The sequence below is a fragment of the Roseicyclus sp. genome (genome assembly GCF_052168335.1).
Taxonomy (GTDB): Bacteria; Pseudomonadota; Alphaproteobacteria; order Rhodobacterales; family Rhodobacteraceae; genus Roseibacterium.
The window spans coordinates 1-13,938 of record NZ_JBQLZP010000392.1 but is presented as its reverse complement, the minus strand read 5'-3'; the positions used below and the strand labels follow the sequence as shown (position 1 = coordinate 13,938).

At 69.8% G+C, this 13,938-nt stretch carries 12 protein-coding genes and 1 tRNA gene; 6 read left to right on the top strand and 7 right to left on the bottom strand.

Going from position 1 to position 13,938, the window contains the following annotated elements:
* The 6 genes from ACTS11_RS12030 to ACTS11_RS12005 form a co-directional block, all read left to right on the top strand.
* Positions 1-276, top strand: a 276-nt coding sequence (locus ACTS11_RS12030; protein ID WP_442640555.1) for a pyridoxine 5'-phosphate oxidase C-terminal domain-containing protein, incomplete at its 5' end; no start/stop codon positions are given.
* 167 nt (positions 277-443) lie between these two features.
* Positions 444-962 carry a cold-shock protein gene (locus ACTS11_RS12025; protein WP_442640554.1) on the top strand — a complete coding sequence of 173 codons (519 nt, stop codon included), beginning with the start codon at positions 444-446 and terminating at the stop codon, positions 960-962.
* Positions 963-1,024: 62 nt separating this feature from the next.
* On the top strand, positions 1,025-1,453 hold the full coding sequence (locus ACTS11_RS12020; RefSeq protein WP_442640553.1) for a DUF192 domain-containing protein: 429 nt from the start codon (positions 1,025-1,027) through the stop codon (positions 1,451-1,453).
* Between the two features lie 44 nt (positions 1,454-1,497).
* Positions 1,498-1,574, top strand: a tRNA-Pro gene (locus ACTS11_RS12015).
* Between the two features lie 584 nt (positions 1,575-2,158).
* Positions 2,159-5,827, top strand: coding sequence for a vitamin B12-dependent ribonucleotide reductase (locus ACTS11_RS12010; RefSeq protein WP_442640552.1), 3,669 nt, complete (start codon positions 2,159-2,161; stop codon positions 5,825-5,827).
* A 617-nt stretch (positions 5,828-6,444) separates the two neighbouring features.
* Positions 6,445-7,014 (top strand): hypothetical protein, encoded by a 570-nt coding sequence (locus ACTS11_RS12005; RefSeq protein WP_442640551.1) that lies wholly within the window; start codon positions 6,445-6,447, stop codon positions 7,012-7,014.
* A 7-nt stretch (positions 7,015-7,021) separates the two neighbouring features.
* On the opposite strand, the gene ACTS11_RS12000 is transcribed toward ACTS11_RS12005, so the two are convergent.
* Genes ACTS11_RS12000 through hypA form a run of 7 tightly spaced genes read right to left on the bottom strand, consistent with a single transcriptional unit; the run spans position 7,022 to position 13,818 of the window.
* Positions 7,022-8,698 (bottom strand): enoyl-CoA hydratase-related protein, encoded by a 1,677-nt coding sequence (locus ACTS11_RS12000; RefSeq protein ID WP_442640550.1) that lies wholly within the window; start codon positions 8,696-8,698, stop codon positions 7,022-7,024.
* On the bottom strand, positions 8,698-9,723 hold the full coding sequence (gene hypE, locus ACTS11_RS11995) for a hydrogenase expression/formation protein HypE (RefSeq protein WP_442640549.1): 1,026 nt from the start codon (positions 9,721-9,723) through the stop codon (positions 8,698-8,700). Before hypE ends, ACTS11_RS12000 begins: the two co-directional genes overlap by 1 nt.
* A complete protein-coding gene (gene hypD, locus ACTS11_RS11990) occupies positions 9,720-10,862 on the bottom strand; it encodes a hydrogenase formation protein HypD (RefSeq protein WP_442640548.1) in 1,143 nt (380 codons plus the stop codon). The genes hypE and hypD overlap by 4 nt, the downstream gene beginning before the upstream one ends.
* Positions 10,859-11,080: a HypC/HybG/HupF family hydrogenase formation chaperone gene (locus ACTS11_RS11985; protein WP_442640547.1), complete on the bottom strand. Its 222-nt coding sequence runs from the start codon at positions 11,078-11,080 to the stop codon at positions 10,859-10,861. Before ACTS11_RS11985 ends, hypD begins: the two co-directional genes overlap by 4 nt.
* 4 nt (positions 11,081-11,084) lie before the next feature.
* On the bottom strand, positions 11,085-12,527 hold the full coding sequence (locus ACTS11_RS11980) for a sigma-54-dependent transcriptional regulator (RefSeq protein ID WP_442640546.1): 1,443 nt from the start codon (positions 12,525-12,527) through the stop codon (positions 11,085-11,087).
* Positions 12,524-13,477: a hydrogenase nickel incorporation protein HypB gene (gene hypB, locus ACTS11_RS11975; RefSeq protein WP_442640545.1), complete on the bottom strand. Its 954-nt coding sequence runs from the start codon at positions 13,475-13,477 to the stop codon at positions 12,524-12,526. Before hypB ends, ACTS11_RS11980 begins: the two co-directional genes overlap by 4 nt.
* Positions 13,477-13,818, bottom strand: coding sequence for a hydrogenase maturation nickel metallochaperone HypA (gene hypA, locus ACTS11_RS11970; protein WP_442640544.1), 342 nt, complete (start codon positions 13,816-13,818; stop codon positions 13,477-13,479). The genes hypB and hypA overlap by 1 nt, the downstream gene beginning before the upstream one ends.
* Positions 13,819-13,938: the final 120 nt, after the last annotated feature.

Genomic DNA, 13,938 nt, shown 5'->3' with positions numbered 1-13,938 from the left:
TACTATGCCAGCCGCTCGCTCAAGAGCCGGCTCGGGGCCTGGGCCTCGCGGCAGTCGCGCCCGCTCGAGAGCCGGGGCGCGCTCGCGGCCGAGGTCGCGCGGGTGACGGCGGCGAAGGGAACCAGCCCGCCGCGTCCGCCGTTCTGGGGCGGGGTGCGCATCCGCCCGGTCGAAATCGAGTTCTGGGCCGACGGCGCCTTTCGACTGCATGACCGCTTCCGCTGGCGGCGCGACGCGGCGGGATCGGCGTGGTCCATCACGCGCCTGAACCCGTGATGCCGCCCGGCGCTCCGGGGCGACGACTCGCAATCTGACGTTACGTGAGATTGCGAAAGGCAAGGAAGAAAACGATATTTTGTCCTTGCTCATCACGCCGCACGGCTGCAATACCTGACTAGGGACAATCTTTGGCACATGCAGCTACAGTATCGGGGCTTGCCATTATGGCCGACGATGTATCGGAAGACAGGGTCGTTAGCGGCCACGTGAAATGGTTCGACGGGGCGAAGGGATTCGGCTTCATCGTGGCAGATGACGGGGGCCCCGACATTCTTCTCCATGCCAACGTCCTGCGCAATTTCGGACAGGGTTCCGTCGCTGACAATTCCGCGATCGAGGTGCGTGCCCATGCGACGGCGCGCGGCCTGCAGGCCAGCGAGGTTCTCTCCATCATGCCGCCCGCGCCCGACGAGTCGGCGGCGCGGCCGGGCGGAGCCGTCGCCATTCCCGAAGCCCCCGATGGCGCGCCCTTTCTCGCGGCGCGCGTGAAGTGGTTCGACAAGGCGAAAGGGTTTGGGTTCGCCAACATCTTCGGGCATGCTGAGGACGTGTTTATCCACGTCGAGGTCCTGCGCCGCTTCGGCTTCGCCGATCTGCAGGCGGGCGAGGCGGTGGCCATGAAGGTCGTGGACGGACCGAGGGGCAAACTCGCGGCCGAGGTGCGCAGTTGGGATTTCGTGTGACGCGGGCAGGTTCCCGCATCTCGTTCCGGGCCATCGCCTCGGTCTTCATCCTTCTCCTTTCGGTGGCAAGCGCGGCAGCGGCCTGCGACCCCGCCCGCGTCGAGCTTCGCGGCGACTGGGGCACGGCGCGCTTCGGCGTCGACATCGCCGACACGCCCGAGACGCGCCAGCGCGGGCTGATGTTCGTGGAGGAGATGCCGCGCAACAAGGGGATGCTCTTCGTCTTCCCCGACGAGGCGCCGCGCAGCTTCTGGATGCGCAACACCTACATCCCGCTCGACATCATCTATTTCGACGCGACGGGAGAATGGGTCAGCGTCCAGGCCGATGCCGTGCCCTTCGACGAGACCGGCCTGCCGAGCGGGGGGCCCGCGCAATTCGTGCTCGAGATCAACGGCGGCCTCGCGGCGCGCTTCGGGATGGGGCCGGGGACGCAGATCCGCCATCCGAGGATCGACCAGGAGACCGCCGCCTGGCCCTGCGCCGAATGACGGGCTTGCGCGCCCTTTCGCGCGCGCTGTAACAGGGCCGGTGTCGGGGCGTAGCGCAGTCTGGTAGCGCGTCTGTTTTGGGTACAGAAGGTCGTGAGTTCGAATCTCGCCGCCCCGACCAACCCTCTCCGCGCTATATCTGGTGGTCCCGTTAACCCTTTCCGCACGATGCGGTGGCGTTCGGGCGGCCGAGTCGTGGTATCCCCGCAACATCCCGAGGCATGTCGGAGCGGTCCGTGCGGTGTGCCGCGAGATCGGCGCGGGCTGGGGACAAGTGGCGGAGTCCCGCCGCGTGCCGCGCGGATTTTCCAAGAATGGTTGAAGATGTCGCGCGGCTATCCATGGGGATGAATCAAGCCCCCGACTCGGCGCCCGGCCGCGCAACTCCATTGCAAGCGAAAAATCTGTGACACGGGGTTCAAAAACCCGTTGACGGTTCGTGTCCACCTACGTCAGTTTGTGCCCGTCGGGTGAAGCGCCACTACATATAGCGCAGCCCGGCAGGGGCAGAGGACCAACCTCGCGTAACGATCACGGACCAGACGATCCCGTGCGCCAAGGGCGTGCGACGGATCTCGGCGTCCCGCTGTCCGGGCGATGTCCGGGCTGTGCCTGCCCCTCGACAGGCGAAGAGAGGCCCTGCGCGTCCGGTACGGCGCGGAGGTGCGATGGGAAACGGGTACGGAAGTCGGAGAGGCAGACGTCATGAAGATCGAACGCAGATTCACCCGGGCAGGCGCTGACGCATACGCGGACGTGGAATTCACCACCACCAGCTCCGAGATCCGCAACCCCAACGGCACGGTCGTGTTCCGTCTCGACGCCGTCGAGGTTCCCGCCGGCTGGAGCCAGGTCGCCTCCGACGTCATCGCGCAGAAATACTTCCGCAAGGCCGGCGTTCCGGCGCGGCTGAAGCCGGTGAAGGAAAAGGGCGTTCCCGACTTCCTCTGGCGCCACGTCGCCGACGAGGCCGCCCTCGAGGAACTGCCCGAGGACCAGCGCTACGGCGGCGAGACCTCGGCGCGGCAGGTGTTCCGCCGTCTCGCGGGCGCCTGGGCCTACTGGGGCTGGAAGGGCGGCTACTTCTCCGCCGAGGAGGACGCCCGCGCCTATTTCGACGAGATGCAGCTGATGCTCGCGCGCCAGATGGCCGCGCCGAACTCGCCGCAGTGGTTCAACACCGGGCTGCACTGGGCCTACGGCATCGACGGCCCGAGCCAGGGCCACTACTACGTCGACTACAAGACCGGCAAGCTGACGAAATCCTCCAGCGCCTACGAGCATCCGCAGCCGCACGCCTGCTTCATCCAGTCCGTGCAGGACGACCTCGTGAACGAGGGCGGGATCATGGACCTCTGGGTCCGCGAGGCGCGCCTCTTCAAGTACGGCTCGGGCACCGGCACCAACTTCTCGCTCCTCCGCGGCGAGGGCGAGAAGCTCTCGGGCGGCGGCAAGTCCTCCGGCCTCATGGGCTTCCTCAAGATCGGCGACCGCGCGGCGGGCTCGATCAAGTCGGGCGGCACCACGCGCCGCGCGGCCAAGATGGTCATCGTCGACGCCGACCACCCGGATATCGAGGACTTCATCAACTGGAAGGTCGTCGAGGAGCAGAAGGTGGCGAGCCTCGTCGCGGGCTCCAAGGCGCACGAGCGCACGCTGAACGGCATCTTCGAGGCCATCGGCGCCTGGGACGGGTCGATCGAGGACGCGGTCGACCCGGCGAAGAACGCAGGACTGAAGAAGGCGATCCGCGCCGCGAAGTCGGCCAGCGTGCCCGAGACCTACGTGAAGCGCGTGCTCGACTATGCGCGGCAGGGCTACACCTCGATCGAGTTCCCGACCTACGACACCGACTGGGACTCGGAGGCCTACTCCTCCGTCTCCGGCCAGAACTCCAACAACTCGATCCGCGTGACCGACGCCTTCCTCAAGGCCGTCGAGGATGACGGCGACTGGAAGCTGATCAACCGCGTCGGCGGCAAGGTCGCCAAGACGATCAAGGCCCGCGACCTCTGGGAGAAGGTGGGCCACGCCGCCTGGGCCTGCGCCGATCCGGGCATCCAGTTCCACGACACGGTCAACGCCTGGCACACCTGCCCCGAGGACGGGGCGATCCGCGGCTCGAACCCGTGCTCGGAATACATGTTCCTCGACGACACGGCCTGCAACCTCGCCTCGATGAACCTGCTGACCTTCTACACGGGCGGCCAGTTCGACGCCGAGAGCTACATCCACGCCACGCGGCTCTGGACGCTGACGCTGGAAATCTCGGTGATGATGGCGCAGTTCCCCTCGAAGGAGATCGCGCAGCTCTCCTACGACTTCCGGACGCTGGGGCTCGGTTACGCCAATATCGGCGGGCTCCTGATGAACATGGGCCTCGGCTACGACAGCGCCGAGGGAAGGGCGCTCTGCGGCGCGCTGACCGCGATCATGACGGGCGTGGCCTACGCCACCTCGGCCGAGATCGCCGCCGAGCTCGGGCCCTTCGCGGGCTTCGAGCGGAACCGGCAGCACATGCTGCGGGTGATGCGCAACCACCGCGCCGCCGCCTACGGCAAGACCGAGGGCTACGAGGCGGTCAACGTGAACCCGGTGGCGCTCGACCATGCCAACTGCCCCGACCAGCGGCTGGTCGAGCTCGCCAAGCAGGCCTGGGACGAGGCCCTGACGCTCGGCGAGGCGCACGGCTACCGCAACGCGCAGTCGACCGTCATCGCGCCCACCGGCACGATCGGCCTGGTGATGGACTGCGACACGACCGGCATCGAGCCCGACTTCGCGCTGGTGAAGTTCAAGAAGCTCGCGGGCGGCGGCTACTTCAAGATCATCAACCGCTCGGTTCCGGCCGCGCTCGAGACGCTGGGCTACTCGTCCAGCCAGATCGAGGAGATCATCGCCTACGCCGTCGGCCACGGCACGCTCGGCCAGGCGCCGGGGATCAACCACACCGCCCTCATCGGCCACGGTTTCGGCCCCGAGGAGATCGCCAAGGTCGAGGCGGCGCTGCCGCAGGCCTTCGACATCCGCTTCGTGTTCAACCAGTGGACGCTGGGCGAGGAGTTCTGCACCCGCACGCTCGGCATCCCGGCGGCCAGGCTGAACGACCCGACCTTCGACATGCTCCGGCACCTCGGCTTCTCGAAGGCCGAGATCGACGCGGCCAACGACCATGTCTGCGGGACCATGACGCTCGAGGGCGCGCCCTTCCTCAAGGAGGAGCACTACCACGTCTTCGACTGCGCCAATCCCTGCGGCAAGAAGGGCAAGCGCTTCCTCAGCGTGGACAGCCACATCTACATGATGGCGGCGGCCCAGTCCTTCATCTCGGGGGCGATCTCCAAGACGATCAACATGCCGAACTCGGCCACGATCGAGGACTGCCAGAAGGCCTACGAACTGTCCTGGTCGCTCGGCGTGAAGGCGAATGCCCTCTACCGCGACGGCTCCAAGCTCAGCCAGCCGCTCGCCTCCGCCCTCGTCGAGGACGACGAGGAGGCCGCCGAGACGCTCGAGACCGGCACGCCGCAGGAGAAGGCGCAGGTCATCGCCGAGAAGATCGTCGAGAAGATCATCGTCAAGGAGGTCATCCGCGCCGCCCGCCAGAAGCTGCCCGAGCGGCGCAAGGGCTACACGCAGAAGGCCATCGTCGGCGGCCACAAGGTTTACCTGCGGACCGGCGAATACGCCGACGGCTCGCTCGGCGAGATCTTCATCGACATGCACAAGGAAGGCGCGGGCTTCCGGGCGATGATGAACAACTTCGCCATCGCGGTCTCGGTCGGCCTGCAGTACGGCGTGCCGCTGGAGGAGTTCGTCGACGCCTTCACCTTCACCAAGTTCGAACCCTCGGGGATGGTGCAGGGCAACGACTCGATCAAGAACGCGACCTCGATCCTCGACTACATCTTCCGCGAACTGGCGGTGTCCTACCTCGACCGCACCGACCTGGCCCACGTGGCCCCGGCGGGCGCGAGCTTCGACGATGTCGGCCGCGGCGTGGACGAGGGGGTCTCGAACGTGCGCCCCGTGACCGAGACGGCCGCCACCAAGTCGCTCGAGGTGCTCAAGCAGATCAGCTCGACCGGCTACCTCCGCAAGCGCCTGCCGCAGGACTTCGTCGTCCTCCAGGGCGGGGCGGGCGACGCCGCCGCGGCGCTCGAGACGCTGGTGCCCGAGGTGCGCGGCACGCTCGCCGCCGCCGCCTCCACCACGGCGGTCGCCACGGGCTCGGTCTCCATCGACGCGGCGACGCGGGCGCGGATGCAGGGCTACGAGGGCGAGGCCTGCGGCGAATGCGGCAACTACACGCTGGTGCGCAACGGCACCTGCATGAAGTGCAACACCTGCGGCGCGACGAGCGGATGCAGCTGAGGAGTGATGGCGATGCGAACCGAAAGACGCAGCATCTCGACCGTGGGGACACTGGTTTTCGGAGACGTCCACTCGGGTGACGTGGAGGCAATATTCCACCTTGAGCGGACCCCTCAAGTCGACTGGCATGGATACTGCGAGACCACGTTGCCTTGGAAGTTCCGAGAAGCTTGGGACACCGGTGCAGAGATCGAATTCCGCGATTTGCGTGGAAACTCAGTTGCGCTCGTTGGCGGGAACTGGAACCCGTATCCGGGCGGGCACAGATTTTTACCGCAGGACGGGTGCCACTATGACGACATCGGGCGCGCGGCTCCTCACCGCCGTGCGCCTGTCATCCGGGGCGGGTGCGCTCGCCCCTGACGCGGATCAGGCCGCAGGCAGAACACTTCGGGCAGTTAACATCCGAGCCTGATCAGCGAAACTGGGGGCGCTCACCGAGCGCCCCCTTCTTCTTTCCCGGCGCGCCCGCCGCGCGATCGTTGCAGTTCAGAAATTTGTAAATGTTTTGCCTCACTCTGGTCTACCATCGGCGCCAGCATGTCCCGGGCCGGTATCGGCCCGGCGCAGGGAACCGCTCCCGAAAGGGCGGTGTTCCCGCCAGAACGGAGGCGCGCATGAGACAGACCCGACCGCAGGACCCCGAAGGCCCGCCCGGCGCACTGCACCTGAGCCACGTCCTCATCGGCGCCGCCATCGTCGCCTCCTCCGCGCTTGCGGGGGCCTGGGCGCCGGCGAACCTCGCGGGCATCCTCGCGCTGCTCGCGCTCATGCGGATCTGCTGGCTCGAGGACAACATCTCGAACGACCTCCTCGGCAAGGACGAGCTGCCCGGCGACTACGTGAACACCGCCATCCGGCGCGGCAACTTCCTGCGCCGCTGGTTCGGCATGGAACCCGCCGAAAACGCGGGCGGCCTGCCGCCGCACAAGCTCGCCACCGCCATGCGCGCCGAGATCCAGGTCTGGGCCTGCGCGCTCTTCGGGCTCGGCGCGACCCTGGCGGCACGGGCGGGGATCTTCGGTGGGGGCGTCGTCGACCTCCTGATCGGCGCCGCCCTCCTCGTCGTGGCGCTCCGCCGGGTGGACCGGCTGGTGGTCTCGCTCGACCATTGCGCCGAGGGGCGGGCGCTGCCGCGCCGCCTGCTGCTGCCGACGCACCGCCGCGCGCTCTCCGAGGACGACTGAACGGGCCTCACTCCGCCGCCATCTGCCCCATCCGCCGGTGCCGCGCGAGGTGGAGCGGCGTGCGCGACTTCGGCACGCCGGTGATGAAGTTCAGCCGCGCCACGTGATAGCTCGTGTCGAACCCGAAGAAGTTCAGCCGCATCCGCGCGATCTCCGCCGCGCGGTGGTCCGCGAGGGGGCGCGCCGCCTCGTCGGCCGCCCGCCGCCGCGCCTTTTCCGCCAGCATGTCGCCGAGCGCCCCGGACCCCGCGAGCGCCTCCGCGCGCGCCACCATCGCCGCCTCGAACGCCTCCGGAGCGCCGCCCGCGATCCGGTCGACCAGACCGATCCGGGCCGCCTCCTTCGCGAGGAGCGGCATCCGCGTCTGCATCAGCCGGGCCGCATCCTCGGCGCCGAGGCGGCGGGGCAGGGTGTAGGTCCAGTATTCCGACCCGTAGAGATTGCCCATGTTCTTGTAGTGCGGGCTGAGCACGGTTCCCGCCCGCGCCGTCACCTCGTCGGCGGCGAGCGCCATGAAGACGCCGCCCGCGCCCGCGTTCCCCGCCATGGCCGCGATCGTCCAGGCCGGGCTCTCGAGAAGTGCGAGGCAGACGTCGTCGATGGCCTCGATGGCGGCCAGGCTCTCCTCCGCGGGGCTGGCCGCCGCCTCGATCGTGGCGAGGTCGATGCCGTTCGACCAGAACTCCGGCCCGCCGGTCAGCAGGATCACGCGGGCCTCCGCGGCCGCGCGGATGGCGCGGGACAGCGCCTGCGCGCGGCGGACGCTCATCGCGCCGTTGAGAAAGGGGAAGCGGATCACGGCGAGATCGCCGAGGCGCTCCGTCCGCACGCCGTTCGGCGCGTCGGCCGCCCCGGTCTCCGGGGGCAGGGCGTGGCCGAGCGCCTCCAGCGCGCGCGTCGCGGGCAGCTTGAGCCGCCGTCCGCCCGGCAGGCGGATCGAGAGATGCCCGATCCAGACCGCGCCGTCCGCCGTCGCCCGGAGGATCGCCTCGTTCGCCTGCCCGAGCAGCGCGCCCCCCGCACCGCTGCCCCGGCCCGGATGCGCGTCGTGGAGCCAGACCTCCGCGCCGAGGCTGCGGTCGAGGACGCCCGGCCTCCCGTCGGCGGCGCGGATGCGGGCGAGCACCTCGGCCGACCCCATCGCGGCCCAGTCGATGGCGCGCCTCTCCTGCCGCATCGGAGGCTTCGGCCCCTCCGCCCCGTCGTTCGCGGCGCGGAGCGGCCAGAGCCCTGCCGTGAGCCGCGCGAGCGCCATGCGCACGGCGGTGACGGCGGCCTCCGTCACCTCGCGGCGGTAGAGGCTCGACTTGGGGGCGGCCCGCATCTCGAAGGGCTGCTGCGCCCAGACGGGGCCCGCGTCCATCTCGCTCCGCGCCTCGAGGACGGTGACGCCCCAGCGCTCCCGCCCCTCCTGCACGGCGTGGTCGAGCGCGGACGGCCCCTTGTCGCCCGGCGGGCCGGGATGGACCACCAGCGTCGGAACCTTTCGCCAGACATCCGCCGGGATCGCGCGCTTGAGGAACGGGGCGAGGATCAGGTCGGGGGCGAACAACGCCACCGCGTCCCGCGTCGTCGCATCGTTGATGTCGTATTCGAGGGAGAGTTCGTGCCCGTCGGCCTCGAGCTCCAGCCAGAGCCGCTGGGTCAGCGAGTTGAAGGCATGGGCGAGAAGGAGAATGCGCATCAGCAGATCCTCGGAAGCTGTTCGCCCGCGATCCAGTCGACCATGCGCCGCCCGCCGAAGGCGGTCTCCATCTCGACGAAGCCGTCGGGGTCGTCGGTGACGGTGCCGAGGGTCGCGGCCTCGGCCCCGAGCGGGTGGGCCCGCATCGCGGCGAGCGCCGCCTCGGCCTCGGCCTCGGGCACGAAGGCCACGAGCTTGCCCTCGTTCGCGACATAGAGCGGGTCGAGCCCGAGGATCTCGCAGGCGCCCGCGACGCCCGGCTTCACCGGCAGGTCGGCCTCGCGGATGGTGATGCCCACGCGGCTCGCGCGCGCGATCTCGTTCAGGACGGCGGCGAGGCCGCCCCGCGTCGGGTCGCGCATGGCCCGCGTGCCGGGCGCCGCGTCGAGGATCGCGGCCGCGAGGCCGTTCAGCGCGGCGCAGTCCGATACGATGTCGGTCTCGAAGTCGAAGCCCGCGCGGCTGGCCATGATCGCGACGCCGTGGTCGCCCATGCTGCCCGAGACGAGGACCGCGTCGCCGGGCCGGACGTTCCGCGCCGAGAGCGAGACGCCCTCGCGCACCATCCCGAAGCCGGTCGTCGAGATGAAGACGCCGTCGCCCTTGCCGCGCTCGACCACCTTGGTGTCGCCGGTGACGATGCGCACGCCCGCCGCGCGCGCGGCCTCGGCCATCGAGCAGGCGATGCGGTGGAGGTCCTGGAGGGGCAGCCCCTCCTCGAGGATGAAGGAGGCCGAGAGCGCGAAGGGCGCGGCGCCGCCCATCGCCACGTCGTTGACCGTGCCGTTGACCGCGAGCGCGCCGATGTCGCCGCCGGGGAAGAACAGCGGCGAGACCACGAATCCGTCGGTGGACACGGCGAGGCGCCCGGCGGGGACGGAGAGGATCGCCTGATCCTCCTCGCCCGTGAGAACGTCGTTCGCGAACTCCTTGACGAACATGTCTTCTATCAGGTCGGCCATGTCCCGCCCGCCGGCGCCGTGGCCCATCTCGACGACGCCCGACCATGTCGCGTGACGCTTCATTCGGCGGCCTCCATCCGGGCCACGCGGCGGCGGCCGTACTTGTAGTAGGCGGCGCAGGCGCCCTCGTCGGAGACCATGCAGGACCCCAGCGGCGTCTGCGGCGTGCACTGGTTGCCGAAGAGCTTGCAGTCGGTGGGAATGGCCGCGCCGCGCAGGATCCTGGGGCAGTCGCAGGCCTTGTTCTCGAGCGACCGGCCCTGGACCATGCCGAAGCGGGTCTCGGCGTCCCAGCGGGCGAAGCGCGCGCGGATGCGGAAGGCGGAATAGGGCACGTCGCCGAGACCCCGCCATTCGAAGCTCCGCCCGATCTCGAAGACCTCCGCCACCATGGCCTTGGCGGTCTCGTTGCCATGCCGCGTCACGGCGCGGGTGTACTGGTTCTCGACCTCGGCGCGGCCCTCGTTGATCTGGCGGACGAGCATGAGGATCGACTGCATGACGTCGAGCGGCTCGAAGCCCGCGATGACGACCGGCTTGGCGAATTCCTCGGCGAAGAACTCGTAGGGTTGCGCGCCGATCACGACCGAGACATGGGCCGGCCCGAGGAAGCCGTCGATCTCCACCGTCTCCATCGCGCGGAGGTCGGGCGCCTCGAGGATGTTGGTGATCGCGGCGGGCGTGAGCACGTGGTTGCAGAAGACGCTGAAGTTGGGCAGCCCCTCGGCTTCCGCGATCTTCAGCGCGACGGCGGTGGGCGGCGTCGTCGTCTCGAAGCCGATGGCGAAGAAAACCACTTCTTTTTCGGGGTTTGCCCGCGCAAGCTCGAGCGCGTCCAGGGTCGAGGCGACCATGCGGATATCCGCGCCCTCGGCCCGCGCCTTCAGCAGCGACTGCTTGCGCGACCCCGGCACCCGCAGCATGTCGCCATAGGTGCAGAGCGTCACGCCCTGCGACTTCGCCAGGTCGATCGCCATGTCGAGCCGCCCGATGGGGAGCACGCAGACCGGGCAGCCGGGGCCGTGGATCATGCGCACCTGCGGCGGCAGGAGGTCGGTCACGCCGTAGCGGAAGATCGCGTGCGTGTGCCCGCCGCAGAACTCCATCAGCCGGTAGGTCCGGTCCGCCCGCACCTCGGCCGCGATCTCGGCCGCGAGCCCGCGCGCGAGCGTGGCATCGCGGAAATCCTCCACGTATTTCATCGGCCTGCTCCGATTTCCTCAAGCAACCTCAGCGTCGCTTCCGCCTCGGCCGGATCGACGCGGCCGAGCGCGTAGCCGACATGGACGAGGAGGTAGTCGCCCACCGCGACCGCGCCGACGAGGGCCGTCGACACCGTCTTGCGCGCCCCCGAGAGGTCGACGCGCGCCATCTCTCCCGGAAGCACCTCGACCACCTCGGCCGGTATCGCGTGGCACATGGGCTCAGTCCTCCTCGACCGTCTCGATCACGCCGGGGCTGAGGCCGTAGCGGTCGAGCTTGGCCCGCAGCCCGACGCGGCTCAGCCCGAGTTCATGGGCCGCGCGGCTCTTGTTCCAGCGCTGGCGGGTCAGCACCTCGCGCAGGATGCGTTTCTCGATGGCCTCGACGCGGTCCTTGAGGGGCCCGGTGTCGGCGAGCACGCTGTCCTCGCCCGCGTCCGCCGCGCCCGGCCCCGCCTGAAGGATGTGGCGCGAGACGAGATCGGGGCCGAGCACGGGCTCCTGCGCGAAGATCAGCATCCGCGTCACCTCGTTCGCGAGTTCGGGCAGATTGCCGGGCCAGTCATGGCCCTGGAGAAAGGCCACCGCCTCCTCCGAGAGGCCGCGCACCGTCTTGCCGTGCCGCTCGGCGGCCTCGAAGAGCATCTGGCGCGCGACGAGCGGGATGTCGGCGCGCCGCTGCGCCAGCGAGGGCACCTCCAGCGTCCCGACCGCGACCTGGTGGTAGAGCTCGGCGCGAAACCGGCCCTCCGCCACGTCGCGGCGGAGGTCGCGCCCGGCGCCGCAGACGAGGCGCAGGTCCATGCGCTGCGGCTCGGTGCCGTTCACGGGACAGAAGCTGCCGGTGGCGAGCAGCCGCGAGAGCCAGAGCTGCATCTGGGCCGACAGGTGCTCGATCCCGCCGAGGTAGAGCGTCCCGCGCGAGGCCTTGGCGAAGAGGCCGACGCGCGAATGCCCGTTGTTCCTGAGCCCGCAGAGCTCGACCCGGATCGCCTCCTCCGGCAGCCCCGCGAGGTCGAGCGCGAGAAACGGGCGCTCCGCCCTGAGCGATGCGCCGTGGATCGCGCGCGCCAGCGCCGTGCGCCCGGTGCCGGGCGCGCCGGTCAGCAGGAGCGGCACGTCGAAGCTGGCGAGATGGCGCGCGCGGGCCACGGTGGCGGCCATGGGCGAGCCGGGCACGCGCAGGATGGTCTCGAACCCCAGCCCCTCGCCGTCGTGCGGCGCCTCGGGCGGCGGGGCGGCCTTGCGCGACATGAAGCGCATCTCGAAGCTCATCCGGTCGTTCTCGCGTCGGACGCGGAACAGCTGGACGGCGTTGCGCAGCATCCGCCGCAGCGCGTCGGGCGACATGCCGCCGCGGCAGACCTGGTAGAGCGTCTCGGAAAGGCCCGAGGCGGTCTCGTCGGCCAGGGCGATGCAGACGGTCTCGGGCCAGTGCGCGGCGATCTGGTCGAGGAGCGGCGCCCCCTCGGGCGCGTCCTGCCCGCAGGCCACCAGCGCGACCTCGACGAAGTTCTCCTGGCAGGCGCGGAGCGCTTCGGCCCCGGTCTCGACGGCGAGGCACTCGGCCTCCTCCCCGGCCTCGCGCGAGAGCCGTCCGCGCCGCCTCGCGTCGGGATCGACGATCAGGATCGTCGCGCGCTGGGGGGCGCCCGCGTCCTTCATTCCGCCGCCGCCCGTCCCGCCTTGGCGGCGAGGCGTCCGCGCAGCCAGGCGAGCCACGCGTCCATGCCCTCGCCGGTCCGGGCGGAGAGGCGCAGGATGTCGATGCCGGGGTTCACCCGCCTGAGGTTCTCCTCGTAAAGCGCCAGATCCACGTCGCAATGCGGCGCGAGGTCGGTCTTGTTCAGGATCGCGAGCCGCGCGGCGGTGAACATGTCGGGATACTTCAGCGGCTTGTCCTCACCCTCCGTCACCGAGAGGATCGCGACCTTGGCATCCTCGCCGAGATCGAAGGCGGCGGGACAGACGAGGTTGCCGACGTTCTCGATGAAGAGGACGGAGTGCGGCGCGAGGTTGAGGTGCTCGACCGCGTGGCCGACCATGTGGGCGTCGAGGTGGCAGCCCTTGCCGGTGTTCACCTGGATCGCGTGTGCGCCGGTCGCGCGGATGCGGTCGGCGTCGTTCGCGGTCTGCTGGTCGCCCTCGATCACGGCGAGCGCCTGTGTCCCCAGCATCTCGATCGTCTTCACGAGGAGAGTCGTCTTGCCCGAGCCGGGCGACGAAACGAGGTTCAGCGCCAGCACCTGACGGCCGCGGAAGAACGCCCTGTTCTCAGCCGCGTATCGGTCGTTCTTCGACAGGATGTCGGTCTCGATCTCGATGAGCCGCGCCTGGCTCATCCCCGCCACATGGACCCCGGCGGCGCCGTGTCCGTAGTGGAGGTCGCCGTGGTGGTGCGCGTGATCGTGCCCGTGACCGTGATGATGGTCGTGGTGGTGGTCGTGGTGGTGGTCGCCATGCCCATCATCGTGGCCATGATCGTGCCCGTGATCATGCCCGTGATCATGGTGGTGATGGTGGTGCCCATGCCGGTCACCATGCGCGTGGGAGTGGGAATGGGAATGCCCGTGCCCCTCCACCTTCGCGTCGCCGCATCCGCAAACCGTGCACATCAGACCGCCTCCAGATCCTTGATCCGCATTTCATCGCCCCCCGTGGGCATCAGCCTGCCGCCGCCGCAATCCGGGCAGGGGGCGAGGCGCTCCTCGATCTCGACGGCATGGCCGCAGTCGAAGCATGTGGCGCGGCCGGGCAGGTCGATCATCACGAGGTCCGCGCCCTCGGCCCGGCTGCCGCGCATGACGACCTCCCAGGCGAATTCCAGCGCGCGCTTCTCGACGCCGGCGAAGCGCCCGATCTCGACCCGCACGCGGGTGATGCGCGCGACGCCATGGGCGCGCGCCTGCGCCTCGAGGATCTCGCGCATGCCTTCGCAGAGGGACATCTCATGCATCGGCGACCGCCTCCACGCGCAGCGGGCGGCAGGGGTCGACCAGCGCCGACAGGAGCGGCAGGAGCGCCGCGCGCTCGGGCGGCAGCGTCGCGAGCATCCTTTGCAGCGCGCCGCCGGGGG

Bases quoted from the DNA above. Each gene is read 5' to 3' on its own strand.
- hypA (WP_442640544.1), bottom strand. From the start codon at position 13,818: ATGCATGAGATGTCCCTCTGCGAAGGCATGCGCGAGATCCTCGAGGCG.
- ACTS11_RS12005 (WP_442640551.1), top strand. From the start codon at position 6,445: ATGAGACAGACCCGACCGCAGGACCCCGAAGGCCCGCCCGGCGCACTG.
- ACTS11_RS12010 (WP_442640552.1), top strand. From the start codon at position 2,159: ATGAAGATCGAACGCAGATTCACCCGGGCAGGCGCTGACGCATACGCG.
- ACTS11_RS11980 (WP_442640546.1), bottom strand. From the start codon at position 12,527: ATGAAGGACGCGGGCGCCCCCCAGCGCGCGACGATCCTGATCGTCGAT.
- ACTS11_RS11985 (WP_442640547.1), bottom strand. From the start codon at position 11,080: ATGTGCCACGCGATACCGGCCGAGGTGGTCGAGGTGCTTCCGGGAGAG.
- ACTS11_RS12000 (WP_442640550.1), bottom strand. From the start codon at position 8,698: ATGCGCATTCTCCTTCTCGCCCATGCCTTCAACTCGCTGACCCAGCGG.
- ACTS11_RS12025 (WP_442640554.1), top strand. From the start codon at position 444: ATGGCCGACGATGTATCGGAAGACAGGGTCGTTAGCGGCCACGTGAAA.
- hypE (WP_442640549.1), bottom strand. From the start codon at position 9,723: ATGAAGCGTCACGCGACATGGTCGGGCGTCGTCGAGATGGGCCACGGC.
- hypB (WP_442640545.1), bottom strand. From the start codon at position 13,477: ATGTGCACGGTTTGCGGATGCGGCGACGCGAAGGTGGAGGGGCACGGG.
- hypD (WP_442640548.1), bottom strand. From the start codon at position 10,862: ATGAAATACGTGGAGGATTTCCGCGATGCCACGCTCGCGCGCGGGCTC.